Raw genomic sequence first — 26601 nt, 5'->3', positions numbered from 1 at the left:
CCCAATCACGCTGAAATTCTGCAACACGCATCCGAAGGAATTCGATCACGCAAGGTGTGCGGGAAATCCGTGATGATCCCGAAACATCCCGCGTCCAATAAGGATTGAGCCTGTTCCATATCATTCACGGTAAAAGGACTCACTTGAATCCCTTCGCTTGAAAGACTCTGCGCCAGGCCAGAATCAAGGATATCCTCTCTTGGATGGTACCCCTTGGCTCCAAGACGTTTCAAATAGTCGCGGATATCTTCGGGATGCTCTTTTTCAACCAATGCAGCCAACGGCAAATCCGGGGCAAGATATCGCATCCGGGTCAAATACGCATGATTGAAGGAGGACAACAAAATAAGATCGGTCGTGTCCGTTTCTCGGGCGACATGGAGCACTTCTTCGACAATGGACAAATCTCCCGGAGACTGGAACTGATCTTTGATCTCAACATTGACAGGGAAATCATGTTTCCGGCAAAATTCCAACGCTTCTCGCAAGGTTGGAATCTTCAACCCTGGCATCTCTTCCAAAGTTTCAGCGGGGATATCTCCACGCGCAATGGAACCAAATGGATCGGTTTGAAGGAACCATGACCCCGCATCAAGCTGCCGCAATTCCTCACCCGTGTACACATGGGCTTCCCACGGCCCACCTCCGACAAAATACGGATGCGTCGCAACATCTGTGGTCCGAGACAGTACATCGTCATGGAAAATCATCAGGGTACCATCAGCGACTTTATGCACATCCAGTTCCCAAAAATCAGCCCCCGACTCCAAGGCGACCTTGGCAGCCAACAACGTGTTCTCAGGTGCAAGAGAGCGTGCACCCCGGTGGGCACAAACATGGCCCTTTCCCGTTAAAAAATCGAAAAACACCTACTCATCCTTTCTGGTGAAATAGAGATTGACCATGGCCAAAAGCGATGTACCGACTATCAGCATCAAAGATATCGCATTAATGACCGGCGTACTCCCATCTCGAACCTGTAGATAGAGGTTAATCGGCAGGGTCGGCTCCGACCCCACGAGAAACAACGTGGTATTGAAATTCTCAAAACTCATGAGAAAAGCCACTGCCCACGCGCCTATAATCGCAGGACGCAAAAAGATCAAGGTGATATGCCAAATAACTCCGAATTGCGTCGCCCCCAAATTCAAAGCCGCTTCTTCCAGCGATATATCAAATTTACGGAGTCGTGCCGAAACAACCAACGTCACAAACGTCGTGATAAAAGAAAATTGGCCAAACACGACCAGCCAGAAACTGGGTCGAAACACATCGAAATCAAGACCGAACGTATCTTCAAAGAACATGCCTGCGGTATTGGCAGCAAGCAACAGTGAGATACCAAGAATCACACCTGGTATCACCAATGGCGCCAACATCAGGAAATACAGGACACCCTTGAATCGAAAGTTCTCTTTCTCGAACAGAAAACTGGCACATGTGCCCACCACCACACTGAGAATCGACACGAAAAACGCGGTCTGGAAACTCGTCAAAATGGATCGTAAATTCTGTTCGTCATGAAAAAGCCCGATCCGTTCAGGCCCGGCCGCCAAAAACCAATCGAGACTGAATCCCTGCCACGGCAAGGACGGATAATTTGAATCATTGAACGCCAACACACAGGTGACGAGCAGTGGTGCGAAAAGGAAGGTAAAATATGCGAGAATAAACAGGTTGAACGACCAATTGTAGGTCTTGCTTCTGGGGAGGGAACGAATCATGACGCCACCTCTCCGAGCTTCTGGCCCGTCACTTTCAGTCCCACCCAAATAATAAGCGAACTCAAGACCAAAAGCAGGAACCCGAAGGCCGATCCCTGATTCCAGTTGAAACTGGCAATAAACTGATTATAGATTTGTTCGGTAAACCAGAGCGAATTCTTTCCGCCCATGAGATTCGGGGTCAGATAGTTGCCCAAAGCCAGCATGAAGACCACAATCGCTCCGGAAGTGATACCGGGTTTACAATGCGGGATAATAATAGTCCGCCAAATGGTCAGAGGCCCTGCCCCGAGATCATGTGCAGCCTCAATCAGGCTATCGTCCAGGCTTTCCATGACCGAAATCAACGGCACGACCATGAACAGCATGGATGTATAGACCAACCCCATTATCATGGTCGCATCATTGTACAGCATTTCGATGGGGGTATCGATGATCCCCAATTTCAGCATGAGAAAATTGAGCACCCCGGATTCTCGCAACAAAATCATCCACCCATAGATACGGACCAGTTCGCTGACCCAGAATGGAAGCAACAGCAGAATCATGAGTGCGCCCTGCACCCGTGTCCGGGCAAGTTTGGCGATATAAAAAGAGACCGGCATGGCGAGCAGGAAGGTAATGAATGTGGTGATGATTGCGTACAATGCCGTGCGAACAAAGGTGAACCAGTACACTGGCTCGGTAAAAAAATTCATGTAGTTCTGCATGGTCCAGACGGCATCACCATAGTCATCCTCTCCCCTGAAACTCATGGTCAGGAGATCAAGATGTGGCAAAATAATAAGCAACAACAACCACAACAAAACCGGCGCAAAAAAGATCCAAAATCCCAAACGTGAACGTGTCATATTAGGCCTCCGCATCAAAACAGATGCCAGATGCTGGGTGCCAACCGATAGTCACTTCATTTCCAGGTTCAATATAATCGAATTTATGATTTTGAGGCAGTGTGACAAGCAATTCATGGTCTTCTCTGGTCACCGTCAAAAGCCGACTATTGGCCCCATCAAACAAAATACTTTTAACGGTGACGTTAAAAGTATTCAGACCTTTTTTATTGTGTGGTTCGATGCGCATGGCTTCTGGGCGTAAAAACAAATCAACCCGTTCCGCTCCGCGACACGATTCGTGCGCCTTGGATAAAAATGAATATCCTTCATCAGTGGAAATACGCACCCGCCCTTCGGCTCGTTCAACAACCTTGCCACTCCAGATATTGTTATCCCCAACAAACTTGGCGACAAATGGCGTCGCGGGTTTGCCATACAACTCCTGCGGCGTGCCCACCTGCTCAAACCGCCCGTTATGCATGACCGCGACATGGTCAGACATGACCAGAGCCTCGGACTGATCATGCGTGATATAAATAAAGGTAGTGCCGACCTTGACCTGCAATTTCTTCAATTCAACCTTCATCTGTTCACGAAGCTTGAGGTCCAGGGCACCAAGCGGTTCATCAAGCAACAAAACTGATGGTTCCAGCACCAGACACCGGGCAATGGCCACACGCTGTTTCTGTCCGCCCGACAATTGATTGATCTGCTTATGACCGAATCCGGGCAGGCCGACCCGTTCAAGCATGGCCTCGGTTTTCTTTTTAATATCAGCAGATCCACACCCGCGCCGTTTGAGACCAAAAGCAATATTTCCTGCCACGTCCATCATGGGGAACAAGGCGAGATGCTGAAACACGAGATTCACGGGCCGCAGATTGGGAGACACGCCCAGCATGTCCTTGCCTCGAATTTCAATAGAACCGGACGTCGGGCTTTCAAAACCGGCAATCATACGCAGCAAAGTCGTTTTGCCACAACCGGACGGGCCGAGAATGGAAAAAAAAGAACCGGTGGGAACGTTAAAGGTTACATCATCGACAGCGGTAAAGTTTTCAAACCGCTTTACCATATTGCAAACAGATAAATCGTTAGTCATAATACTTCATAATATTAAAGATTAGATAAGGCGGCAAGTCAATCTGACTCACCGCCTTGAATTCCACGAAAGAGGCTAGTTGGCAGCTTTGATTTTATCGAGAATTTTGCCCTCAATACTTTCCAGTTTTGCAGGAACAGGCGGATACCAATTGACCGCATCAAGCACTTCCGGAGGGAAAGAACGAGCGAAATTGTCAGCAACAGCCTTTTCAACAAATTCCAACGCGCCCTTGGAGGCTGTGCCGTACTTTTCCTGAGAGGTGAAGTACCCAGCATTTTCAGGCTTCATGATAAAATTGATCCACTTGTAGGCCGCTTCGACATTCTTGGCTTTGGCCGGAATGGCAAAGGTATCGATCCAGCCAAGTGCGCCCTCTGAAGGGGCCTTGAAATCGATGGCAGCATTGTCGCCATGCAGCTTCCATCCACCAGCGTCCCAGGCCATGGCAACGAAAACTTCTTCGGACCGCATGGATTCGAGCAGGGAATCACCATTGGCCCAATAATTTTTCACGAGAGGTTTGGCATCAATCAATGCTTCAGCGACTTTATCAAGCATCGCTTTGTATGCCTCGACGTCACTGTACAAAGCAAAAGGATCATACCCGAGTGCAAAACCCATAGCGATCAGCGTAGGCCTCTTCAAACGATAACTTACACGACCCTCATATTGAGGATCAAGCAGGGCCTTGAAGGACGTCGCCCCCACAGCTTTTTCGCTATTCACAACCAGCCCTGAAGTCCCCCAACAGAAAGGAGCAGCGTATGATTTCCCATCAACCAATGTATTCTTTTTCACTGCATCCAACATGGACGAAACAAACAAGGACGCATCAACCTTGGAATAATCAAGCGGCTGATACAATTTGAATTTCTTCTGCACAGAAGAGATACGGTCCTGAGAAGGTTGCGCCAAATCAAAACCAGCACCGCGTGTCGCACGCAATTTGGCGATCATTTCCTCATTATTGGAAAAAGTGACTTCAACCTTAATGCCAGTTTCCTTTTCAAAGACTTCAATCAATTTCGGCGGGGCGTACCCTTTCCATGTCAACAATTTCAGTGTCTCCGCATGGGCTGTCCCGGCACATATAAACATTGCCAAGAAAGCGAACACAATACTCTTCTTCACGGTCAGACTCCTTATTAAAAATGACAAAAAAAAATATGATATGACAAGTACAACCCTGTACAATATTACATAACTGAAAAGCATTACAATTGAGTGTCATTTCTATTTACAACAGCCAATTTTGTTAAAATTATACTAATAGAACGAAAGAATAAAGAACATACACAATAAAAAAAGATTGCCCGAAGGTCAGGGCAATCTTCATAAGGTTTCAGTTTGTGAATAACTGAACTATCCAAAGGCACTACGATCACTTTTTCATTTGCGCAGCAACCATCAAGCCCATGCCGTTTTCAACCACCGGCTGACAACGAATGGTCTCAAATCCCACATCATTCAAAGCGTCAATCAATGTTTCCTGTTCAATAAAATGTGATGCATACCCGCACAACCGGGTCAAGAGTTCCAGAGAGGCCTTGGCCATTTCATGTCCCGGCGCAGTGTAGCCAGAATAATGATGCGAAACGAACCAGCCGCCCGGCTTCAACCCATCAGCAATTTTTTGCAACGCCCCCGGCAAATCATCCGACAAAGCGTACAAGACATGCGAGGTCAAAATGACATCAAAGACACCAGAAACAAACGGATCAGTTTTAAAATCCATACCCAACGTCGTCACCCGGTCACCGAACCCCAATTGGTCGCATCGGGTCTGAGCCAACGCCACCACATGGGGTTTATCCACGATCACCCCACGCATGGCCGCATTGCGTTCCAACACCCCCAAGGTATATAGCCCATGATTCCCGCCGACATCAGCCATGGCATCAAAGGCATCAAACCCCGGCAAGTCAGCGACAAAATCCACCACAGCCGACAAAGCGCCACCCTTGGCGTCCTGAGCCGTGCCTTCCATGTTGTCTGCCACGCCCCAATCATTTGCCGAGGAGGCCTGCTTGACCTCACCCCCTGCCATGAGGGACGCAATCTCATTTTCCACCATGGCATTGAAACGCATGGTCAATCGTATGTTTTCCCCCTGATACAGCGGAGCATCCTTGACCAGAAACTCCGACGCGAGCGGGGAATTCGTATATCCATCCGCCTGTTCTTCCAGCAATCCGGCGACCGCCAGCAGCCGCAACAACGGCTCCAACCGTTGCGACAGCAATCCCATCCGGTCCGCCAAATCATCCACACAAAGCGTCGTCCCTTCCAACCAATCAAAAATATGTAATTCAACAGCACTCAAAATCGCCTTGCTGGCCAATGACTGCATCAGCATGGCGTTGATCGGCTCGAAATTCGCACGCGGGTGCTTCACGAACATACATCCCCCTTTCGTTAAGACGCTTAACCTTTTATTCAAAAAAATATCCAGACACAAATCTTCTGACGTCCCGACTTTCTGATCAATTCAAAGAGGACTCGCCTTTGTGTTTAGCAACTAAACATAAATCCGTCAACGCTCCGGTTCAAAACAAAATGGCATCGACACACGCTTTCCATGTCGCACAGAGTATTCTCCACCTCAGACGGATTTCGAAAAGGGCACTTATCCCTCAAACATCATACCTGAACCGTATTCAAAACGACGGACAATGCCTTGAACCAAAATTCAACTTCATGTCCGGACTGCAAAGCCAGATCGCCAGCACTCTGCGCCGAAACAAGCGCACAGACATCAGTCCCATCCGGCAGCCGCCCCAAGACCTCAGACAGGACAGGCGAATCCGTTACCCGAACAACCGTCGCCTTGAACCGATTTCTCGCACTGCCGACGAGCGGGTTGTCCCCGGTCATGACATTAACCAATGGCGCCTTGACCGTGGCAATGACCGGCGCACCCCGGACCAATTTCAAATTGTGCAGACTGTCCATGGTGATGACCGCAGACAACCGCGTGCCCGAACGCGTCTCCATGGTGACTTCAGCCATGACCGAATCCGTGGCCACAGCAACAACATGGCCGACAAAGGAATTCCTGGCACTGGTTTTCTTACGCATGGAGTTGTACGCCATTCGCACGATGGACTGCATATCTCCCGGAGAAAACTGTTGGAAATTTGCCGTCAGATCAAGTGAGGACTGGCCGAGGACTTCCTTGACGATAGTAATAGGCACACCGCTTCGAAGCATTTCCACGGCCCGGGTATTCCGTAGGGCTTTCGGACAAACTCGGTCCTTGGACAACCCGCACTCCGAGCCACGCGCGTAACAAATCCGACGAAAATACCCAGGATCGACATGAAAGAATGTCCCCCGCAATCCACACCCCAACGGGCCTTCCAACGCCCCTGATATTTCGGCAAACAATTCGTTGGCAAGCGGGACTTCACGAACCCGTCCTTCCCGCCCCACACGCACAAACATCCCTTCTCGTTCAAAGGCCGTGGTGTCATCCAATGATAATATCTCACCCAAACGTGCGCCGGTATGCCTGAGCAAGAGGAAAATAAGCCACATCCGTTCCCGGGCCTGCACACTGTCCGCCCGGACAGCACCATCCCTCCACTTTTTGAATGCACGTTCAAAATCCTGCAATTCCGAGGGTTCCAAATAATTGACGTGTTCCGAGACATTGAAAAATTCGCGTGGGTACGCCGGGTTGGTTTCCTTCATACAACAACTGACCATATTCCTTGCTGAGTCACGTTTTTTTCTACTCGCGTGACGTGGTTGCCGAAAAAGAGCACAAAATATAGGGGAATTACACACATGACACAACCCCTGTCTGTCACCGCACGATCATAAGGATTTTACCCATGGGTCTGACCGTCAATATTCACAAAAAAATGCACCATTTCGATCTCCACACCCAGTTTTCCTGCGCCACCGGAGAACTGACCGCCATTGTCGGGCCATCCGGGGCAGGAAAAACGACACTCGTCCGCCTCATTGCCGGACTGGAAAGGCCGGACAGCGGGACCATCTCTCTCAATGGCGTGACATGGATGGATTCACGCAGTACAATGGCCGTTGTCCCCACCAGAAAACGAAAAATCGGACTGGTTTTTCAGGAATACACCCTTTTCCCCCACATGACCGTCCGCCAAAATATCGTCTTTGGTGCCATCACGCCGAATTCGGTGGACAGTCTGATGAAGACCTTCGGCATCTTCCATCTTGAAAATCAACGACCGGATTGCATTTCAGGTGGGGAGCGACAACGTGCCGCTTTCTGTCAGGCCCTTGCCAGAGAACCGGACCTGCTTTTGCTCGATGAACCGTTCTCTGCTCTGGATACGGTCACCCGCACTTTTCTGTGTTCCCTGTTGGCCGATCTCAAAACCGATCTCAATATTCCGATTCTTCACGTGACACACGACCTCAAGGAAGCGGACCAGCTGGGTGACAATATCATTGCCGTGGAAAGCGGCCGCATCACCCCGGACTGGTTGACCCGTCAATACCAGCAACACCACGGCACAGCCCATCTGTCCGTGCCTTCATACTCATAAGCTCACAAGGAAAACACATGCGCACAACTCGCACACTCATTGTCACGGCCTTTCTCATTCTCTGCATGGCAACAGTCGCCGCCGCAGACAACGCGGTCCTCGCCTCGGGTGCGGGATACAAGAAAATGGTCAACGCACTCAACACGGCCTATACCAAACAGACTGGCCAAACCATCGACCTGCTCTTCGGCAACATGGCCCGTGTCACCACATTGGCAAAACAGACCGGCAACGTGGACATCGTCATTGGCGATGCCAGCTTTCTGGACAAAGCCGCACTCGAATTTGCCATCCGTCAGCCCCTTGGAAAAGGTCGGCTCGTCCTCGCTTTTGCCAAAAAAACGTCTTTTTCATCTCTAAGCGACCTGGACACCGCCGGACGAATTGCCCTGCCGGATGTCAACAAAGCCATTTACGGCAAGGCGGCCCGTCAATTCCTGCAATCCACCAAACGGCTTCCCGACATCAAGCCCAGACTGGTCGAAGTCGCGACCGTGCCGCAGGTCTTCTCCTATCTGACCACCAATGAAATCGACATGGGATTCATGAACCTCACCCATACCCTCAATGTGACCGACAAACTGGGTGGATATGTGGTCATCAATCAGGACACCTATTCCCCCATCATCATTCTCGCCGGATTGCTCAAAGACAGCCCACGCATGGAACAGGCCAAAGATTTCCTGCACTTTCTCGAAACCCCTGAAGCCCAGGCGATCATACAGGCCAACGGACTGTGAGTCAGATGGATTTCTTCACGATTCTGCTCCAGCCGCAGACCATCGGCCCGCTGTGCCTGACACTCAAAGTCATGGTTGTTTCCGGCCTGTTGCACTTGATTTGCAGTATCTTTCTCGGGTATTATCTGACGTCGGGGAAAAGTATGCTGCGTTCGATCGTCGATTTTCTGGTCACGCTGCCTCTGGTTTTTCCACCTATCGCCACCGGCTTCATTCTGCTCATGCTGCTCGGACGAGCCGGGCTGATCGGGCAGGTCCTGCCCATAAAGATTGTGTTCAGCTTTCCAGGTGTGGTCATTGCCGCGTTTGTGGCCGGATTGCCACTGGTTGTCAAACCCGTGGAAGCGGCACTCAGGGGCAATGTCAAGCCATTGGCCGAGGCCTCCAGAATCCTGGGCAAAAACGAATGGCAGACCTTCTGGTTTGTCCTGTTGCCCAATGTCCGCCGCAATCTGGCCGCTGGCTGGTTTCTGGCCCTGGGCCGTTCTCTGGGTGAGGTCGGAATCACGCTGATGCTTGGCGGCAACATCATCGGCAGAACCAACACGCTTTCTCTTGAAATCTATAACGCCGTTTTTAGCGGCGAATTTGAACGGGCACTGGTCCTGTCCTCGCTCATCGGCCTTTTTTCACTGACCATTTTCATCGCACTCAAAAAACTATCCGCTGTCTAGGAGCACTCATGAAAACCATACTGGAAACCGTTCGCGACAAGGCCGTCGCTCTCTGGAAAGAAAAGAACATCCTCAACGAAAGCATCACTGTTTCGGCGGGACCACTCACGGTCAAGGAAGCCATCGGCACCCCTGAAGAAAATGACTTTCCTATCCAGCAGGGTAAAGAAAAACTCATGGAAGCCGCTTTTCGTGGCGAACGGGGACAGGCTTTTACCGACCATTACGGCAACTACACCGGCACATTGAAAGACGTCGCGGCCCTGCCGTTGGACACCAATTTCAACCGTGCCGTGTTCGTGGCCACCCTCAATGCGGTGTGCCGTTCGCTCGGATTGGCCCGGGGAACAATTCACTGCAAGGACGAGGGGCCAAAGGAATGTTCAAAGCAGATATTCAATCACATCAAGGAAAAATACGGGAAATGCAAGATCACCATCATCGGCTTCCAACCGGCATTGGCTGAAGCCCTCAACAAGGAAACCGAAATTCGGCTCATTGATCTGGACCCGGACAACATCGGCCAGACCAAACGTGGCGTATTGGTGGAAGGTGGCGACGCCACAGCCGATGCCATTGACTGGTGTGACATGTTGCTCGTGACCGGCACGACACTGGCCAACAGCAGCATCGATCAATTCCTGACCGACAAGCCCATCCTGTTTTACGGCACAACCATTTCCGGCGGGGCCGCACTCATGGGATGGGACCGTTTCTGTCCACAAAGTGCCTAGCGAACCGGCGGAACAAAAGACGAAAGGTCGTCTGGAGCCACATTGAAAGCGCGCAATGTCAGCCGATCGTTCTCCCAGCGAAAGACCACACTTCGCACATATTCGGGTTTGAAATGAAACAGGTCATCCAATGGATGGCCTGTCACCCGGCATAAAATAGAACGAAGCACCCCGGCATGGGTCACCGCCAGAACAGGTCGCTGTCCCTGCGCCAGTCGCTCGACCATAGGCATGGCCCGGGCTGCGACATCCGAAAAACTTTCACCATTCGGCGGCCGAAACTCGGCGAATTGATTCCCCCGTTCCGCATATCGATCCGGATATTTTTGCCGCACCTCGTCAAAGGGCAACCCGTCCCACGCTCCCATGTCGATCTCATTCAATTCCGGCACGGTTTGCACCTGCAAATCATGAATCAACGCCATGGGGGTAATGGTATCCACAGCTCGCTGTGCCGGACTGGTGCACAACCGACGAAATTTGATACACCCCACGGATGTCACAAGCTGCCGAACCTGTTCCCGTCCGGCTTCGGACAACGGCACCGGCGTGCGGCCGATACATCGTCCAGAGGCTCCGGCTGTCCGGGCATGTCGCATGAGCACAATCACTGCAACGCCTCCCGGGCCACGGTCTCTGCGGAAACACCCATTTCATGGTCAAATCGGGCCAACATCTCCAAGGCACGGGCTAAACGGGCTCGAATGGCCTGTTCAGCCCCGGGTTCATGGCGATATTGTTCAATCTTTCGCAGATACCGGGTATGCAACAAGACTGGCCCTTCCCCGCACACCAATTTGTCCGCGAGAAAGACAATTTCCTTTTCCGTGATCGGTTCTTCCGAAGCCAACGTCATGTCAAAATGCTCCAAGGCGATGGTCGCGGCAGCCGGAAAACCATGGGCATGAAGCCGCTTCGCACCCACCACCTCATGCTGTTTGGTGCCCTTGCCGATATCATGGGTCAAGGCCGCGCCCCGAACCAATCCCATATCCAACACACTGTCGGGCCGCCGGGATTGCAGCCGTTCACACAGGGCTTCGGCCACCCGACTCACGGCCTGACAATGCCTGACGATATTCGCCGGGACCGCGTATATGGCAAACAATTGTCGGCATTCCTGTTCACTCGGATACCCGGTTCCCACCACAGCTTGTGCCAGGGCATAGTCCGCCGGATAATCCAGATCGTGAGACACACCAAAATCCGCCACATCCAGATTCCGGGCCTCGGCCTCGTGGCGGTCCAGCACGGTTCGCAATCCCCCTGCACCGTCATGGGCCAGAATATCCGGCACCAAACGACGATCGATCAATGGAGGATGTCCCCGCTCTCCGAGAAAACACGGATACAGGACTGACGGAACGGACGCCGAAAAGCTCTCGATCAGCCGCTTCACTGTCACTCCCCGAACAAGCGGAATATCCACCGGAAGCACAAAAAAGGCCGCGACATCCGCATTCAAGGCTCGGACACCCGCGACCACTGAAGAATACATGCCGCGCATGAAGTCGGGGTTGTGAACGGGCTGTGCCCCGGTCTGCACCGCAGCGGCGGCCACATCGTCATGTCGTTGGCCGGTGACCACGACAACCTGTTCGATGCCGTTGGCCCGAAAACCGTCAACACACCGCGACAATACCGTCCCATTCCCCAACGGCAGCAGGGGCTTGAACTCCCCCATACGGGAAGACAACCCTGCCGCCGGAATGATCGCGGCCAGCGGGATCACACTTCCCCCGACCGAACCTGAATCAATTCACCGCAGATGGACACCGCAATTTCTTCGGGTGTTTGCGCGCCGATGGTCAAACCGATGGGACAATGGCATCGATCAATATCTTTCTGGGTCAATCCATCTTCAAGCAACGATGCGTAAATCTTGTCCCTTTTTTTGGTACTGCCGATCATGCCCACGTATCGTGCCTTGGTCCGCAGGACCTCGGCCAATACATTCCGATCATGCATATGGCCCCGTGTCACGATGATGACAAACGAATTTTCATCGACCCCCAATCCGTCACAGCATCCGGCAAATGACGGCAAAACAACCACTTCATCCGCTTCCGGAAATCGCGTGGTATTGGCAAAATCCTTTCTGTCATCCAGCACCACAGTTCTGAACCCGATCATGGCCGCTGTCCGCGCCGTGAACAACGAGACATGGCCCGCCCCGAAAATGAACAATGACGCTGGGGGCACAAAGGGTTCGGAAAGATGCAGCTCACCCTCTTTTTTGACGAAGACAGGTGTTTCGTTCTCGACAGGACCAGCAACAAGCTGATGTTCAACGGCCTTGATCTCCGAAGTCCCTTCAAACCGAGAGACAAGTGTGACCTGGTGACCCTGCCGCAGCAAGGCATCCACTTCCTTATACGCCGTGGCACACGGTCCAGTGGGTTCGACCACTTCGAGCAGGACACTCAGGCCGCCGCCACAAATCATATCCGAGTTGGCCGCGAGTTCCTGCGTCATGTCAACAAATGTCAGCGCGGCCATGCCGTCGCCGGATGCAAGCATGGCCCGACCATCCTTGCACGCCTTGGCTTCCACCAATCCGCCACCCACGGTACCGAGGATGGAACCATCCCCGCGCACGGCCATTTTCGCCCCGGAAGAACGCGGGGTCGATCCCGTACTCTCCACCACCGTGGCCATGACAAAAGTTTCATTTTTTCCGATCAGTTCACAAATGGAACGCACAAACGCTTTCATGATTCATTTCTCCAGTTCTCGCACTATGGATCGTTTCCCCAGACCCGATACAGCCGGGGTTCCGTCATTTTTCATTGCAACATCTACCGTGAGCAGCCCCTTTTTCATCCCCTGCTCGACAACCGACATGGTCCCGAGGGCCTCTTGCACGCGTTTCGGAACGGTGGATTCATCCCCGCACACCAAAACCCGCACATGACCATCATGATACCATGCACAAAAATCGTCCAATCCGGGCACGGCGTACAGCACTTCATTCAAGTCCCGCATGGTCAGCACCCCGGAGCCGATTTTCACTCCGTCTTCCTTTCGGAATACCTGGGTATCGAGCCGACGCAAAGGACTTTTACATTCACACCTGTCAGGGAGGATTCTCCCCATGTCACCCGTCCGATACCGAATCAGCGGCATTCCCAACCGGAGCGGAGTGGACACCACAATTTCCCCGAACGCCCCGTCTGGTCGCAGCTCCCCGGTTTCCGGGTCGATGATTTCCACATAGACATCGGTTTCCCGAAGATGCATTCCCGAATGCGGGGCACACTCCACGGCACCGCCCAGTCCGGTTTCAATCATGCCCCAATGCCGAAAGACACGGCAGCCAAACACCCGTTCCACCGTATGAACCACGGCATTGGGGACTGAATCCCAACACAACAGCACGGATTGGATTTTGTTAAAAGATACCCCTCGTTTCTCCCACGCGCAAGCAAGCATATGAATATGGGAGGACGATCCGACAAGGCTCTGGGCCTGCACCTCTCGACACTGATCGAGTGCCGCTTCGACATCCTGCATGACGCCATGGGTGACAGCACGCGCTCCAATCCGTTCGATGGCCTCCACCAACAATCGTCCCACGCCACCGGGTCTGTCTGCGGGCATCAACACAAGGACGGTTTGCCCCGGAGCAACGAGATTTTTCATACCCCAGGCGAAATAGTCGATGGTGGCTTCAAGGTCCTCGGCCGTCTGGAATATCCGCTTTGGTCTGCCGGTGGTGCCCGAAGTCGTCACTGTCACCACCCGCGCGATGGCGTCCTGCGACACGCACACCATCCGTTCGCCGTGATCACGCACTTCATCCGCCGTCATCATGGGCAGTGTGGCATACTCCTCCGGGGAAACAATGGCCGTCCCATCCACACCTGCCAGATGACGGGCATAAAAAGGACTGTTGGCCTGCGCATGAGACACGAGAGTCTGCAACCGATCACACTGCCAGCGTCGGATATCTCGGGCGGTCGGCGGGTCTGCCGCACGCCAGCCCATTCGCCGGATCAACCAGCGATCAAGAACCGACAGGGCCATGGCATTTTCCCCGATACAGCGTTTCCCCCGCCATGGAGGTCAAATTGTAGGCGCAAAACGGGATCAATCGCCCATCCGGTGAGACTTCATGAATACAGCATCCCTTGAGCCGTTCAAGGTCCAAGGTCCAGGCATCCTGAAACGCCATGGCGGATACGGCCAGCGTATGCGTGGCCGCACGGCTGATAAAGGTATCCAATGCATCGGGACCGGGAGCCATGGGCAACACGGTTTTCGGAGCCACCCACTGGCGTTTCACAAACGCCTTGGCCTTGTCCGCGCCCTCGGATGCGGGACGCGGCTGGCACCCGCATTTTCCTTCTGCTGACAGTTTATGCAACTGCCCGTCATCCATGACCACGTAATTGGCGTGAAACGAACAGTGCGAATGCTCACATCCGGGCGGCATGAAATGGGTCGCCCGCAACGCCCCCCGGGTCTGGGCTTCAAGCAGACGCATCAATTCCGGCAAAGTGATCCGTTGGTCGTCTGTCGGAGCCTGCGCATATCGACCAAAATAGCTCACGGGTTGAAAATGGACACCGCGAATATGTGGCGACTGTTCGGCAGCCAGTTCGATAATGGCACCCAATGCGTCGTCATTCACTCCCGGAATGACGGTCGGAACCAAGACGACCCCGATGCCTGCCTCGGCCAAGGCACGCAACGCAGCCATTTTGACCGCCAGAAGAGGCCGACCACGCAGGGTCTCATAGACCGCATCGTCCACCCCGTCGAATTGCAGGAAGACGGAATTCAATCCGGCCTTGGCCAGCCGCGCGGCATACCCTTTTTCCTGTCCGATCCGCAGTCCGTTGGAATTGAGCTGCACAAACGGAAAGCCTTTGTGTTTGGCAATCCGAATGACTTCCGGCAGATCCTCGCGCACGGTGGGTTCGCCCCCGGAAAGTTGGATGTTGCACAGACCGGACGCCACCTTCACCCGATCGAACAAAAATCCGAGTTCCTCGTGGGTAGGGTCGGGTGGCGCACTGTGCCCTGACGACGCAAAACAGACCGGGCATCCGAGATTGCATCGCCATGTCACTTCCACCACAGCGGTGCAGGTGTGCTGTCGATGGGCATCACACAACCCACAGTCCAGCGGACACCCCTTATCCACCCGGGTGAACGGCTTCTTTGGAGGCGACGGAATTTTCACTCGGGACCATGTCGAGAATGCGGGCGAACCGCGCCAGACAATGGTCCGAAAAGAGCCGTGTTCAGGACAGGTCTTGACCAGAAAGGTATCGTCGCCAACCGTCTCATGCTCGGCCGGAATCGGTCGCAAGCACACGGGACAGACGCTTCGAGGCAAACGGCTCATGGAACATCACGTCCTTCGGACGGATCCAGTCCATGCTCAACCAGAATCGCACGGACCTGCTCATAGGTTGCGGCCAGCAAACCGCCGCATCGTGCCACATCCGGCTGTCCACACCGGCCATCCAGAATATCCTGACACGCCATACCGCCGTATTCCAATGTGGTCTGGGCAAACCACTCCCGCAACTGTTCAAGCATCAACGGCAGGATCTCCACGGATTCTTCCATATCCAACCCCTTGCCCCCATACAGACCAAGCAGCAACGCCGCGCCGGTATACACGCCACAGGGACCGGAACAGTCGCCAAGCCCATTGCACAATCCAGCAGCGGCCCGGATCAGATCAGGGTTGTCCCGCCCCATTTCGTCCAAGGCCAGCAACAGCACAATCTGGCTGCAACAATAGCCCTTGCCGCCGTATTCCATCATCTTGAGACCCGTCTCATCCACCATGAGGCTCTCCCTCTTTTTGCGCAATCATGAGATAATACCCGAGACCACAACCACATCCCCCGGCCCGATGGTCTCCGGCGAACACCAATTTCGCCGCCAAATTTTTCAATTGATCGGTATGGTCCTCCACCAGACGGACAGAAAATCCACACGCCTCGATTTGCGTCCGCGTCGTTGCGAGTGAAACCGCCCTCTCCCCGCAGGAATTCCCCGAGGACTCAATTCGCCCCTCGGCATAAAGGTCCGCCAGCACGACAACCCCCTGCGGCCGAATGACACGATGAAACTCCGCAAGCCCCTGCCGAGGGTTCTCGAACAGGGACAGCACACATTCACAAAAGACCGCATCAAAGGTCCCATCCGCAAAGGGCAATACATCCCCACGAGCCTGAATGACATGACGAGCGTCTCCACGGGCGATCTGTGATCCGGACAGCTCTACCCCCCAACTTTCAACGCCAAAACGGGCACGAAGTCGGTCCACCGTGACCCCCAGTCCACTGCCTACGTCAAGCACGCGCCAGCCGGGCACAAGGCCGATCAGAGCCGCTGCCCGATCCGTGATCGCAAACCCGCCGGGTCGCAGGGTTTCCCCGGCAGCCGCACGCAAAACGGGGTGCTCCCACAACGGGATTTCTGTTGTCGAAGGCGTCACTTGTCCTCCAGCAACTGCTCGACCTGATGCATTTTCCCGAGAGCCAGCCCTTCCGGGATGTACACGAACCCGCAGGAAGGACATCGTGGCAATTCCACATTGAACAGGGAATCAAGATATTCCAGCTCCACCGGAGCCAGCACCAATTCCGTTCCACATGTCGCGCAGGTCCAGCCCGCAATATCCGCTTCCGGTACCTTGATGACACTCATGGCTGCGCCCCCTGTATCTTCATTCGATGACACCAGACCCGATGCACCAAAAGTCCTGCGGCCCTTTCTTCATATTCAACCCAATAGGTCATTACCACAGGTCGAAAACTCGCGAGAAAATAGCCGGTCTCGCGATTCACCAGACGCGTCCCAGACTCTCTGGCTTGCAACAGCACTTTCTGGATGTCGCTCTTCAAAATCCGCCGATCCTCCATGCTGCGCGCAACCGCGTCTGTCACATCAAACTCAATGGATTCATACGGTTCGACAGTATGTGTCTCGTCCTGTCCCCACACATCCCGGAGCAATTGTTCCTTGAGTCGAACCCGATTTTCCCGCCGGGCCGAATATCCGGGGGAAGGACGCGCTGCGGGATCGTCCTGCCGTGGATAGAGCAAATCATACACATGCATGGCCCGCTTTCCGGTCTTGGCGATCATGTCACGACACATGATGCAATAGGTCACAAAATCCTCATCCGCTCCCTTGGCACGTACATCGGCCACCGCCAGCCCCAGATCCGGATTGGCTTCGGAGACAAGCCCGCCATACCCGCAACACTGGGCCAACTCCCCATTGTACGCAGGCTCGACCATCTCGACCCGCATCCGATCCAGCACGGCCCGGACATCCTCGCGCAAAAGCGGATCATATCGAGCTGCACAGGGATCATTGACCGCCAACGGACACGGTACCGACATCGCACCCGACGGCAGCCCCACGGCCCGCAATATTGACCAATGCGAAAGGATTTCGACATCCGGCAATCCCTGACGCAATGTCTTCAGACAGGTGGGACAGGCTGCAATGATTCGGGGACAGCCCAAATCCTCCCACTGTTGCTTGAGCGTCGCCATGGATGCCTCGGCCAAAGCCTGACGTCCCGCCCACGCTGCCGGGGCACTGCAACAATGCAGCATCAATCCGACAGCTCCGAGCCGATCCCGGAGGTCGCCATACGCTGCCATGACCCCTTCGGGATCAGACGCCGTCAACTGACAGCCAGGAAAAAAGACATATTCACTGGAAGATTCGCCCGGAGCATGACGGGCCAACGTACACCTGTCCCCATCCGCAAAGGCCATGTCGCGCAAGGCGAATTCATGGGCTGACTGCGGCATTTTTCCGGTTTCGACCATGGTCTGTCGCGCCTGAAGGCATACGTCGGCCATGGAAAAATCTTCGGGGCACACGGTTTCGCACAATCCGCACAACATACAGGAATTAATCAGGGTATTGGCCTGTCTCGTGCCCATGACAATGGACTCGTTATTGTACACCTGCCGGACGTACACCTTGGGATAATAGTTGAAATGGCGCAGGTATTCGCACCCTTTGACACATTCCATACATTCGCATTGCAGACACCGTTTCGCCTCATCACGAGCAGTGTCTTCGGAATACGGACCCGATGTCTTGATCGGCTCAACCACGTCAACAGAGGCCAAATTGGTAAACAAACGCGTTGCATACGGCCCTTCATGATCGCGGCCCGACACCATGGACACGCCCTGCGTGAACCGCTCCACGGAATTGGCGGCTCGACGACCAGCGGCCGCCTGCATAATCGCGGATGATTCTCCTGCCGGACTCGAAAAAACGCCGAGTTGCGTGGTTCCAAGCGTCATCGCATCCGGCTCACCCAGAAACACCGTCCAGTCTTCCGGCACACTCGCCGAATCAATGAACGCGGCATCGCTGTCCACGAGGCAGTCCTGCAACCGTTCAAGCGGTAGCGACTCACTGCGCCGAATGACAACACCCAATTTTTCAAGGCTGGCCACTTCCGCATCCAACACACCGTCCGGCAATGCGGGCAAGCCTTCACCCACAACCGAACAAGACAGGGTTACGTCAAATCCCCGGCGGGCCAATTCCCACGCACCGCACAGGCCGGTCAAGCCACCACCGAACACGGCAATGGATTTTCCCCGGGACGGCAGCCGTCGAGGCGGCGCCACGGGCTTGGCGTTCTCGGCGCAAAACCGTTCCAAACGGCCCATTTCGATCGCTCCACCCACATCCTTGCGCACACAGACTTCCTGACACGGCGCATCGCACAACCGAGCCAGTATGCCGGGCACAGGAAGTGTCTTGGCCAAAACCATCCACGCCTTGTCCCACCGCTGTTGCGCCATCAAGGCACAAAAAGCCTTGGCATCAACATGCAGCGGACACGCCGCGAGGCACCACGGCACTTCCTCTTGCACACATTGCTGTTCCCACTGTCTCAATTCGGCCTGTTCCATATCTCCCCACTCATGGAAAAAGCGGCCCGTGCCGAGGCACGGGCCGCCAATGGTACGGTCTATTCTTTACACCTTCATGGCCGCCAACACCTTTTCAGGGTAGGCAGGCAGTTTCCTGATTCGGGCACCGCAGGCATTATAGATAGCATTGATAATGGCTGCATGAGGTGCGGTCAGCGGCATTTCACCGACACCGGACGCGCCAAAGGGACCATCGGGACGCGGGGTTTCCACGTAAATGATCTCCATGTCATCCGGAATCTGCTTGATGTAGGGCAGTCCGGCACCAACCATGGTGGAATGTTTCTTGATATCCTCATAATCCTCACTCAAGGCAAGGCCGATACCCTGGGCAACACCACCGTGAATCTGACCATCCACCAGCAGGTAGTTGTTCACCACACCGATATCGGCGACAGTGACCATTTTCTCTACCGTGGTCTTTCCGGTCGCGACATCCACGGCGACCTGGGACAGGAACACGCCGTACATATAGCAGCAGAACGGATTTCCCTGACCGTTTTCATCGCAGTCATTGGCAGGAGCCGTCCACTTACCGTTGTACCGGAGGTCCAGTTCCTCGGCGACCATTTCTTCATAGGTGCGGAAGGTTCCGTCCTTTTTCTTCATGGCCGCGACCAGCAAATCACAGGCATTCTTGGTCGCCTGACCAACAACAACCTGCGAACGACTGCCGCCAGCCGGTCCCGCATTCGGAGCCAAGCTGGTGTCACCCATCACCAGATGAATCTGGTCAGGAGACAGGTTCATGGGCCGCAACGCTTCGTGCGCCGTGCCCAAAGTTCCCATATCAGCACCCTGTCCATGATCGCCCCACGCAGTGAACACGGTCACGGTATTGTCTTCGTTCAACGCGATATCGACTTCAGCGGTATCAGGGCCGTCCAGACCGGACCCATAGACACCAACAGAGATACCCACGCCGCGTTTGATCGCGTCAGTGGACTGCTCGGCAGCCTGTTTCTTGGCTTCCGCATATTTGGGACGAATCCTATCGATCATCTCAGGCAGGGAATAGACTTCCGGGTCCTGACCGGTCGGCGTGGTCGAGCCCTTGCGATAGACGTTCTTGTACCGCAGATCGAGCGGGTCCATCCCAAGTTTTTCGGCCAGCTCATCCATGAGCACTTCAGAGGGGAATTCCGCCTCGGGAGCACCATAACCACGGAAGGCCGCGCCCCAACAATGGTTGGTACACACGGTCCGCCCTTCACCACGAATCGCGGGAATATCATATCCGGCACCGATATACTGGGCACCTCGCAGGGTCAGCAGATCACCGAATTCGGAATATGGGCCATGGTCCACGGTCCAATCCGTTTCCATACCGAGCAACTTGCCTTCCTTGGTGGCAGCCATGCGCACGGTGGTAAATTGCGGCGAACGTTTGCCGGTATACGTCTGCTGTTGTTTCCAGGTGTAATTCAGGTACACCGGACGACCGGTTGCCATGGCGGCTGCGCCAACCAATGCTTCCATGGTCGGCGAGAACTTGTATCCAAACGTTCCCCCTGTGGGATTCTGAACCAGCACCATCTTTTCAGGTTCCATGCCCAGACCGGGAGCAATCATGTACAGATGCAGGTGAATACCGATGGATTTTGAGTGAATGACCAGTTTGTCTTCATCCATGTACGCAAATCCAACATCCGGCTCGATGGGCATATGCGGCTGACGTTGGGTGTAGTAGTCACCTTCGATGACCACGTCTGCTTTTTCGAAAATGGGCGCCGTGTCTTCACCCTTGGCCACTTTCTGTTCGTAATACACATTGGGCGTGCCAGGATGAATTTCCATGGCGTCATCAGCCATGGCCGCCGGGGCACTCATGTACTCGGGCAGTTGTTCCAGCTCCACCTTGACCTTTGCGGCCCCTTCCTTGGCTGCGGCCAATGTATCGGCGCAGACAATGGCGAGAGCATCACCATACTGGAAGACCTTTTCGTCACACAGAATGGGACGATCCCAACCGTCACCCTTGTTGGAGGGGAAGGTAATCAGACCGGTAATCCGGTTTTTGCCTTTGACGTCCTGTGCGGTGACGACCTTGTACACACCCGGGACAGCTTCGGCCTCGGAGGTATCAATAGACAAAATTTTCGCATGAGAAACCTCGGCTTGCACCAGCTGGCACTGCAAGGTTCCAGGAGGCAGACGCAAACCGACGTCCGCACCGAAGTCCCACGTCCCCGTGACCTTGGCAACAGCCGAAGGACGCGGATAATTGGTGCCCCAAATACGACCGTCTTCGGGAATCTTGAAGATCAGATCGTCCTTGCTCTTGTCGCCCCGCAGGACCTCGGCAGCCGCCATAACGGCGTCGACCAGCGGTTTGTACCCGGTGCACCGGCAGGCATTACGATGTTTCTGGAACCAGTCACGCACTTCCTCGCGCGTCGGTTTGGGATTGGTTCCCAACAAGGCATACGTGGACATCAGGAAACCCGGCGAACAGAAACCGCATTGGGCACCGCCATACGCGATCCAGGCCAACTGGATGGGATGCAGGTTATCCGGTGTGCCAAGCCCTTCGAGGGTCATAACTTTCGAACCATTTTTGACACGTTTCATCTTCATGGTGCAAGAACGGATCAACTTTCCATCCTTGATGATACTGCAACTGCCGCATTGACCGGTATTACAACCGACCTTCACACTTGTCAGGCCCAGGTTTTCACGCAGGACATTGGCCAGAGATTCGTCTGCTTCACAGACGACCTGCCGGGCAATGCCGTTCACCATAAGAGTCCGTTTAATCATGACAGTATTCCTCCTTGAAAGTATATGACTGTCTCGCTGTTGCGAATCTCAAAATGAAAGTCGCGATCCAATGACTATTTACCAAAGGGGCATATAGGGTATCGACACACATCACACGAAGCGCAAAATCCGCCGTGGCCCAGAGCCACAATGTCCTCACGAGAAATCTCTTCCCCGGCCAGAATGCGGGGCACCACAAGATCAAAAACAGAAGCCCGGTAGTACATGACACACCCGGGCAGCCCGAGAATGGGCACATCACCAAGTCTGGCGAGCATGAACATGACGCCAGGAAAAGTTGGGGAACCATAGGTCACGACCTCGGCACCAGTGGCCCGGATGGCCGTGGGCGTCTGATCATCCGGATCAACAGACATGCCACCCGTGACCACCACCATTTCAGCACCTTCGGCAATAAAGGCCATGATGGCGTCCCGGGTCATGGACGGGTCGTCAGATGTCAACCGCTGATCCATGACGGTTGATCCCAATTGCTTGAATTTTTTACGAATGACCGGACCGAATTTGTCTGTAATACGCCCGTGAAAAACTTCACTCCCGGTGGTAACCAGCCCGACATGACGATGTTTGAATGGCCGGACTCCGACCACATAGGGATAGTCGGCACAAATGGATTCGACCCGCTCGATTTTCGATTCATCGATGACCAGCGGAACCACCCGTGTTCCGGCCACGGGTCTGGCCTGAGTGACCTGCTGGCCGGTATGCATGGTGGCCAGGACCACTTCTTCAATGGAATTGATCCGATTCAGGGCCTCAACATTCACATCGAGCAATCCGGGCGAGGCCTGAAAATTGACGCGCCCTTCACTCACTTCGGATAAAGTGATGCCCGGGCCGACAGCGGCTTTCGAAATACGCTCGGCCGCTTCGTTTTCATGAATCTTTCCTTTTTCCAGATCGAGCACATAAATGTGTTCCTTGCCGATATCCAACAACAACGGGATATCTTCTTCAGCTATGACATGACCTTTTCTGAACGCTGGTCCCTTGGTCTCTCCGGGGACAATCCGCGTCATATCATGACACAGCACCATACCGACGGCATCGTGAACGTGAACAGTTTTCATCAGCAGCCAACTCCATATTCCGTCAAAGGCAGATATCTTCTCCACCAAGATCGTCTTTCAATGAGCACTATGCTCAAATGAGCCTAATGCAAGACACAATTTTCTCCACCACAGAGCGTGTCCGACATATCGTCCTTGCCTTGTCCGCTTTCTTCAGTGTTTGTTTCTGTACAATTATGCCGCAACAAGCACAATACAATTGACAACATTTTCACAGAAAGGCCTCCAACACAGCTTGAAGGAGGGGCACCCTTTCCAACACCAAAAACATCGAAACGGTTTTTACATACTCCTCCACAAAAAAAGCGTCAACAGGACAAACCTTTCACACAAAAAGAACCCAAAAAAAACACGCAAATAGATTCTTTTTCCGCAAAAACATTTTCTTTCTTGCAAAGAATCTCGGCACATCCATTCTGTACCCCACATTCGTGCTTCACATATTTTCAACCATTTGTTGTGGCAGGATCTGGCAAATATCGGGCAAAAAAAGACTCTTTGCCGTTCCATCAAATGTTGCCATATTTTCAGATTTCAAAAAAGAATCCAATATTTCCAAGTGAATAAATACAGCAAGGAATATAAAAATCTATTCAGGCACACCCTATGCAAAAACACAAATATCACGAAGGGAAAAAGTCACAATAAGGAGAATTTACCATGCAAATCGCTTTTACTGTACATGGACATTCATGTGATCTCGCACTCCATCCCATATCCGAAAAGACCGCTGGTCTCGTCAATGAATATGGGTCTGATGTGTATGCCATGAAGGCACTCGACTGGTGGCGCAAGGGAAAGACCGCCACATGGGGAATGCGGATTGATGACGTCTGCCACATTCAGGTGACGGTGGACGGTGTTCCCGTCGAATTCGACACCTCCCTGATTACGGCGAATCCTCTCAAGATCAGACGTCGCATGTATCTGGACAGCAAGGCCAAGTATCTCTGCGTACTGGGTTTTGACAACGAGCTGTGCAAATTTTCCTGGGAATGGACGACCCCGGGACCGTTTGATCCGTCCAAGTTCGAATTCATGGTCCACCAATGGGACCGCATCATGGGCGAAGAGGGATACTACATTCTCGATGAAATCCGGTATGACACCGTTTTTGCCACCAACCACGACTGGTGTGATGCCTCCGGGTATTCTCTCGTTCCGCCACGGATCATCGACCTCGATGAAGTACGGCAGGAACTCTCCAAGGGGGGACTTGAACACACCGGTTCCCCATTCCCCTCACCCAACGCCACACACCACGCAGCATCGGAATAATGCCGACGGCCCTTCCTCTGGGGGTACGCGCAAACACCCCGTCACGGCCCCCGTACCTTCCTGGTGCGGGGGTTCATCAATATTCCCCGATCTCGGCGGTAGTGGGTGCGTCCTCAACCACGTCTTCGTTGTCCACATCGAGCACCGGCAACAGCCGCATGGACACGGTCGTGCCCTGCCCGACCTTGCTGGCGATATCCACTGTCCCGCCAAAATCTTCCACGATCTTCTTGATCATGGCCAACCCGAGACCATTGCCGTCTTCCTTGGTAGAATAAAACGGATTGAAGACCTTTCCCAATTCCTGTTCAGCCATCCCCTCACCAGAATCAATCACCTTCAAAACAACTTCTCCACCGTCCAACGACAATTCCAAAAGGATCTTTCCACCGTCCGGCATGGCTTCAATGCTATTCTTGACAAGGTTGACGATGCACTGCTTGAACGCATCGGCCTCGCCTTTGACCGGAGGCAACGGCGGAGCATCCACCGAGATGGAATACCCGCGTTTGCCATAGCCCACGGACATCAGTTCCGCCACATCCCGACACACGGTGAGGATATCGACATTTTCCGCCCCCACCCGCGTGGGCCGGGCAAAATTCAGCATGTTGCTCAACATCTTGTCCAATCGTTGGGTTTCATCGGCAATGATCTGGGCTTTTTCCCGATCCTTGGCGTCGAGGTTGGATGATTTCAACAGAGAATTGGCAAATCCTCCCACGGCAAAAAGCGGGTTCCGGATTTCATGGGCCAGATACGTGGACATTTCCCCGATAATGGCGAACTTGTCCCGCTGATGCTGAAACTTTTCCCGACGGGTTCGCTCGGTGATATCCCGGTGCATGACCATAATATGGGTCATATTTCCTCTGATGTCATAGATGGGATACGCGTACAGTCGATAATATTGCAGCAATCCGTTCCCATTGATCCGAGTGACGAGGGACTCTTCCTTTTTACCGCTTTTCAGGGTCGCATGAAATGGACAGGCCGGATCGAGTTCGGAACAAAAAATCGAACCATCCCGGAGTCGCGCCGCGTGCCAGCACGGTTGCCCCAACAGCTCCTTTCGAGACAGGCCGATCCGTTGCCAGACCATCCGATTCACATCCGTGATGTTCCCCTTTTTATCGAGCAGGAAGATGTCTTCCCGAATCTCATCGATGATGGACTGCAACAGGGTTCGCTGATGGTCCAGATGATTCATGTAATGGGTCTTGACCAACGCCATGTCGTGCAGACCGCACATGAAAACAAACTCGCGATGATCCATGAGTGAAATTCGATCTGGAAGAGACTGCCGCAACCGGCACCGAATTTCACGACTTCCAGTAATTTCAACAACCAAATTGATTTCTGGATGCATATCGAGCATTTCCGGCCAAGTGGCGTAGACCGGACAGGCGATGCCATCCAATTCTCGCAGCACGGTTTCGGTTTCGCCCTCGTGACTCACGGCGAGCAAACGAATTTCCGGCAAAAATTCCCGAAAGGCTTCATTGTAAATGATGTCCACCAGAACCTTCAACCCGTTGCCGACCCCGACGACGCCGATATTGAACGGACCTAACGACCCGTTCCAATAACAGAATCCCATATTTTCATAACTGAAATCATCCACGCCGTACTCCCCGTAAAAAGACATACAGTCCACATCATGTACCACATCAAGACTCTCGCCAAAAGCACAACGCCCACGTCGCGACACCATGCTGCCCGAATCAGCCAAAGCCACTCCCTCAACACCATCTCAACGCATCGCTGAATTCCTGAAAAGCTGATCTATTGCTATTTCATCATTCCGAAGCTGTTTCTTTTCCATGGCTCGCTGCACCGCTCCGAGGATTTCATCCACGGATGCGGGTTTCACGAGATAATCAAAGACACCACGTCGCAACAGCCGAGTCGCGTCATCGATGGACACATGCCCGGTCAGACAAATGGTTTCGACATCGAATCCCTGCAACCGAATCTCCTGAAAAGTTTCTTCGCCCGACATTTCAGGCATCTTCAAATCGAGCAACACCACGTCAAACCCGCCGGTCGCGAGCGTGTTTAGTGCGGCCATGCCATCGCCGACTTCGTCCACGACATAGCCCTTCGAACGCAGGATACGGGCCATGGATTTCCGAAACCGTTCTTCGTCATCAACAACCAGGACTCGTGCAGTACTTTCCATGGGAAC

At 53.6% G+C, this 26601-nt stretch carries 25 protein-coding genes; 5 read left to right on the top strand and 20 right to left on the bottom strand.

Translation table 11 applies throughout. The features are described 5' to 3' along the window. Positions 1 to 5: 5 nt before the first annotated feature. The 7 genes from GO013_RS10690 to GO013_RS10660 all read right to left on the bottom strand — a co-directional run bounded on the left by GO013_RS10690 (position 6) and on the right by GO013_RS10660 (position 7355). Positions 6 to 869, bottom strand: coding sequence for a glycerophosphodiester phosphodiesterase family protein (locus GO013_RS10690; protein WP_163810944.1), 864 nt, complete (start codon positions 867 to 869; stop codon positions 6 to 8). Next, positions 870 to 1724, bottom strand: a complete 855-nt coding sequence (locus GO013_RS10685) for an ABC transporter permease (RefSeq protein ID WP_163810942.1) — start codon at positions 1722 to 1724, stop codon at positions 870 to 872. It abuts the gene before it with no gap. Further along, the gene (locus GO013_RS10680; protein ID WP_163810940.1) at positions 1721 to 2575 is read right to left on the bottom strand and encodes an ABC transporter permease; all 855 of its coding nucleotides are present in this window, start codon (positions 2573 to 2575) and stop codon (positions 1721 to 1723) included. Before GO013_RS10680 ends, GO013_RS10685 begins: the two co-directional genes overlap by 4 nt. A gap of 1 nt (position 2576) precedes the next feature. After that, complete coding sequence (locus GO013_RS10675) at positions 2577 to 3659, bottom strand: ABC transporter ATP-binding protein (protein ID WP_163810938.1); 1083 nt, start codon at positions 3657 to 3659, stop codon at positions 2577 to 2579. 75 nt (positions 3660 to 3734) lie between these two features. Continuing rightward, positions 3735 to 4793: an extracellular solute-binding protein gene (locus GO013_RS10670; protein WP_343219564.1), complete on the bottom strand. Its 1059-nt coding sequence runs from the start codon at positions 4791 to 4793 to the stop codon at positions 3735 to 3737. A gap of 250 nt (positions 4794 to 5043) precedes the next feature. After that, positions 5044 to 6063, bottom strand: a complete 1020-nt coding sequence (locus tag GO013_RS10665) for a methyltransferase dimerization domain-containing protein (protein WP_163810936.1) — start codon at positions 6061 to 6063, stop codon at positions 5044 to 5046. A 239-nt stretch (positions 6064 to 6302) separates the two neighbouring features. Next, positions 6303 to 7355 carry a TOBE domain-containing protein gene (locus tag GO013_RS10660; protein WP_163810933.1) on the bottom strand — a complete coding sequence of 351 codons (1053 nt, stop codon included), beginning with the start codon at positions 7353 to 7355 and terminating at the stop codon, positions 6303 to 6305. A 143-nt stretch (positions 7356 to 7498) separates the two neighbouring features. Here GO013_RS10660 and GO013_RS10655 point away from each other — a divergent pair, with 143 nt between their 5' ends. Genes GO013_RS10655 through GO013_RS10640 form a run of 4 tightly spaced genes read left to right on the top strand, consistent with a single transcriptional unit; the run spans position 7499 to position 10342 of the window. Then, the gene (locus GO013_RS10655; RefSeq protein WP_163810931.1) at positions 7499 to 8194 is read left to right on the top strand and encodes an ATP-binding cassette domain-containing protein; all 696 of its coding nucleotides are present in this window, start codon (positions 7499 to 7501) and stop codon (positions 8192 to 8194) included. A 17-nt stretch (positions 8195 to 8211) separates the two neighbouring features. Next, complete coding sequence (modA, locus tag GO013_RS10650) at positions 8212 to 8934, top strand: molybdate ABC transporter substrate-binding protein (RefSeq protein WP_163810929.1); 723 nt, start codon at positions 8212 to 8214, stop codon at positions 8932 to 8934. A 5-nt stretch (positions 8935 to 8939) separates the two neighbouring features. Next, on the top strand, positions 8940 to 9608 hold the full coding sequence (locus GO013_RS10645; RefSeq protein ID WP_163810985.1) for an ABC transporter permease subunit: 669 nt from the start codon (positions 8940 to 8942) through the stop codon (positions 9606 to 9608). A gap of 8 nt (positions 9609 to 9616) precedes the next feature. Then, positions 9617 to 10342: a DUF364 domain-containing protein gene (locus tag GO013_RS10640; protein WP_163810927.1), complete on the top strand. Its 726-nt coding sequence runs from the start codon at positions 9617 to 9619 to the stop codon at positions 10340 to 10342. Here the strand turns inward: GO013_RS10640 and GO013_RS10635 are convergent. The 11 genes from GO013_RS10635 to GO013_RS10585 all read right to left on the bottom strand — a co-directional run bounded on the left by GO013_RS10635 (position 10339) and on the right by GO013_RS10585 (position 23135). Continuing rightward, complete coding sequence (locus GO013_RS10635) at positions 10339 to 10953, bottom strand: histidine phosphatase family protein (protein WP_163810926.1); 615 nt, start codon at positions 10951 to 10953, stop codon at positions 10339 to 10341. The genes GO013_RS10640 and GO013_RS10635 overlap by 4 nt on opposite strands. Next, positions 10950 to 12074 (bottom strand): DVU_1551 family NTP transferase, encoded by a 1125-nt coding sequence (locus tag GO013_RS10630; RefSeq protein ID WP_163810924.1) that lies wholly within the window; start codon positions 12072 to 12074, stop codon positions 10950 to 10952. The genes GO013_RS10635 and GO013_RS10630 overlap by 4 nt, the downstream gene beginning before the upstream one ends. After that, entirely contained in the window at positions 12071 to 13057 is a 987-nt protein-coding gene (locus tag GO013_RS10625; RefSeq protein WP_163810922.1) for an XdhC/CoxI family protein, read from the bottom strand. Before GO013_RS10625 ends, GO013_RS10630 begins: the two co-directional genes overlap by 4 nt. A gap of 3 nt (positions 13058 to 13060) precedes the next feature. Further along, positions 13061 to 14368, bottom strand: a complete 1308-nt coding sequence (locus tag GO013_RS10620; RefSeq protein ID WP_163810920.1) for a DVU_1553 family AMP-dependent CoA ligase — start codon at positions 14366 to 14368, stop codon at positions 13061 to 13063. Further along, positions 14349 to 15695 (bottom strand): radical SAM (seleno)protein TrsS, encoded by a 1347-nt coding sequence (trsS, locus tag GO013_RS10615; protein WP_163810918.1) that lies wholly within the window; start codon positions 15693 to 15695, stop codon positions 14349 to 14351. Before trsS ends, GO013_RS10620 begins: the two co-directional genes overlap by 20 nt. Further along, positions 15692 to 16147 (bottom strand): DVU_1555 family C-GCAxxG-C-C protein, encoded by a 456-nt coding sequence (locus GO013_RS10610; RefSeq protein WP_163810916.1) that lies wholly within the window; start codon positions 16145 to 16147, stop codon positions 15692 to 15694. Before GO013_RS10610 ends, trsS begins: the two co-directional genes overlap by 4 nt. Further along, complete coding sequence (gene trsM, locus GO013_RS10605; RefSeq protein ID WP_343219563.1) at positions 16137 to 16802, bottom strand: DVU_1556 family methyltransferase; 666 nt, start codon at positions 16800 to 16802, stop codon at positions 16137 to 16139. Before trsM ends, GO013_RS10610 begins: the two co-directional genes overlap by 11 nt. Next, positions 16799 to 17014: a DVU_1557 family redox protein gene (locus tag GO013_RS10600; protein WP_163810912.1), complete on the bottom strand. Its 216-nt coding sequence runs from the start codon at positions 17012 to 17014 to the stop codon at positions 16799 to 16801. Before GO013_RS10600 ends, trsM begins: the two co-directional genes overlap by 4 nt. After that, positions 17011 to 19263 (bottom strand): pyridine nucleotide-disulfide oxidoreductase/dicluster-binding protein, encoded by a 2253-nt coding sequence (locus GO013_RS10595; RefSeq protein ID WP_163810910.1) that lies wholly within the window; start codon positions 19261 to 19263, stop codon positions 17011 to 17013. The genes GO013_RS10600 and GO013_RS10595 overlap by 4 nt, the downstream gene beginning before the upstream one ends. Before the next feature lie 66 nt (positions 19264 to 19329). Further along, on the bottom strand, positions 19330 to 22044 hold the full coding sequence (locus GO013_RS10590) for a molybdopterin-dependent aldehyde oxidoreductase (protein ID WP_163810908.1): 2715 nt from the start codon (positions 22042 to 22044) through the stop codon (positions 19330 to 19332). A 74-nt stretch (positions 22045 to 22118) separates the two neighbouring features. Next, the gene (locus GO013_RS10585) at positions 22119 to 23135 is read right to left on the bottom strand and encodes a molybdopterin-binding protein (protein ID WP_203529540.1); all 1017 of its coding nucleotides are present in this window, start codon (positions 23133 to 23135) and stop codon (positions 22119 to 22121) included. 660 nt (positions 23136 to 23795) lie between these two features. Here GO013_RS10585 and GO013_RS10580 point away from each other — a divergent pair. Continuing rightward, complete coding sequence (locus GO013_RS10580) at positions 23796 to 24413, top strand: hypothetical protein (RefSeq protein WP_163810906.1); 618 nt, start codon at positions 23796 to 23798, stop codon at positions 24411 to 24413. A gap of 76 nt (positions 24414 to 24489) precedes the next feature. On the opposite strand, the gene GO013_RS10575 is transcribed toward GO013_RS10580, so the two are convergent. Next, positions 24490 to 26037: an ATP-binding protein gene (locus GO013_RS10575; protein WP_163810904.1), complete on the bottom strand. Its 1548-nt coding sequence runs from the start codon at positions 26035 to 26037 to the stop codon at positions 24490 to 24492. A 129-nt stretch (positions 26038 to 26166) separates the two neighbouring features. Then, a complete protein-coding gene (locus tag GO013_RS10570) occupies positions 26167 to 26595 on the bottom strand; it encodes a response regulator (protein WP_163810902.1) in 429 nt (142 codons plus the stop codon). Between the last annotated feature and the right edge of the window lie 6 nt (positions 26596 to 26601).

The sequence above is a fragment of the Pseudodesulfovibrio sp. JC047 genome (assembly GCF_010468615.1).
Taxonomy (GTDB): domain Bacteria; phylum Desulfobacterota; class Desulfovibrionia; order Desulfovibrionales; family Desulfovibrionaceae; genus Pseudodesulfovibrio.
This window is presented reverse-complemented; position numbering and strand designations above follow the sequence as displayed.

Coding starts and splice junctions, on each gene's coding strand:
- GO013_RS10625 (WP_163810922.1), bottom strand. CDS start 13,057: ATGAAAGCGTTTGTGCGTTCCATTTGTGAACTGATCGGAAAAAATGAA.
- GO013_RS10660 (WP_163810933.1), bottom strand. CDS start 7,355: ATGAAGGAAACCAACCCGGCGTACCCACGCGAATTTTTCAATGTCTCG.
- GO013_RS10600 (WP_163810912.1), bottom strand. CDS start 17,014: ATGAGTGTCATCAAGGTACCGGAAGCGGATATTGCGGGCTGGACCTGC.
- GO013_RS10620 (WP_163810920.1), bottom strand. CDS start 14,368: ATGGCCCTGTCGGTTCTTGATCGCTGGTTGATCCGGCGAATGGGCTGG.
- GO013_RS10640 (WP_163810927.1), top strand. CDS start 9,617: ATGAAAACCATACTGGAAACCGTTCGCGACAAGGCCGTCGCTCTCTGG.
- GO013_RS10680 (WP_163810940.1), bottom strand. CDS start 2,575: ATGACACGTTCACGTTTGGGATTTTGGATCTTTTTTGCGCCGGTTTTG.
- GO013_RS10655 (WP_163810931.1), top strand. CDS start 7,499: ATGGGTCTGACCGTCAATATTCACAAAAAAATGCACCATTTCGATCTC.
- GO013_RS10645 (WP_163810985.1), top strand. CDS start 8,940: ATGGATTTCTTCACGATTCTGCTCCAGCCGCAGACCATCGGCCCGCTG.
- GO013_RS10595 (WP_163810910.1), bottom strand. CDS start 19,263: ATGGAACAGGCCGAATTGAGACAGTGGGAACAGCAATGTGTGCAAGAG.
- GO013_RS10610 (WP_163810916.1), bottom strand. CDS start 16,147: ATGGTGGATGAGACGGGTCTCAAGATGATGGAATACGGCGGCAAGGGC.
- GO013_RS10675 (WP_163810938.1), bottom strand. CDS start 3,659: ATGACTAACGATTTATCTGTTTGCAATATGGTAAAGCGGTTTGAAAAC.
- trsS (WP_163810918.1), bottom strand. CDS start 15,695: ATGAGCCGTTTGCCTCGAAGCGTCTGTCCCGTGTGCTTGCGACCGATT.
- GO013_RS10570 (WP_163810902.1), bottom strand. CDS start 26,595: ATGGAAAGTACTGCACGAGTCCTGGTTGTTGATGACGAAGAACGGTTT.
- GO013_RS10585 (WP_203529540.1), bottom strand. CDS start 23,135: ATGAAAACTGTTCACGTTCACGATGCCGTCGGTATGGTGCTGTGTCAT.
- modA (WP_163810929.1), top strand. CDS start 8,212: ATGCGCACAACTCGCACACTCATTGTCACGGCCTTTCTCATTCTCTGC.
- GO013_RS10580 (WP_163810906.1), top strand. CDS start 23,796: ATGCAAATCGCTTTTACTGTACATGGACATTCATGTGATCTCGCACTC.
- GO013_RS10685 (WP_163810942.1), bottom strand. CDS start 1,724: ATGATTCGTTCCCTCCCCAGAAGCAAGACCTACAATTGGTCGTTCAAC.
- GO013_RS10590 (WP_163810908.1), bottom strand. CDS start 22,044: ATGATTAAACGGACTCTTATGGTGAACGGCATTGCCCGGCAGGTCGTC.
- GO013_RS10665 (WP_163810936.1), bottom strand. CDS start 6,063: ATGTTCGTGAAGCACCCGCGTGCGAATTTCGAGCCGATCAACGCCATG.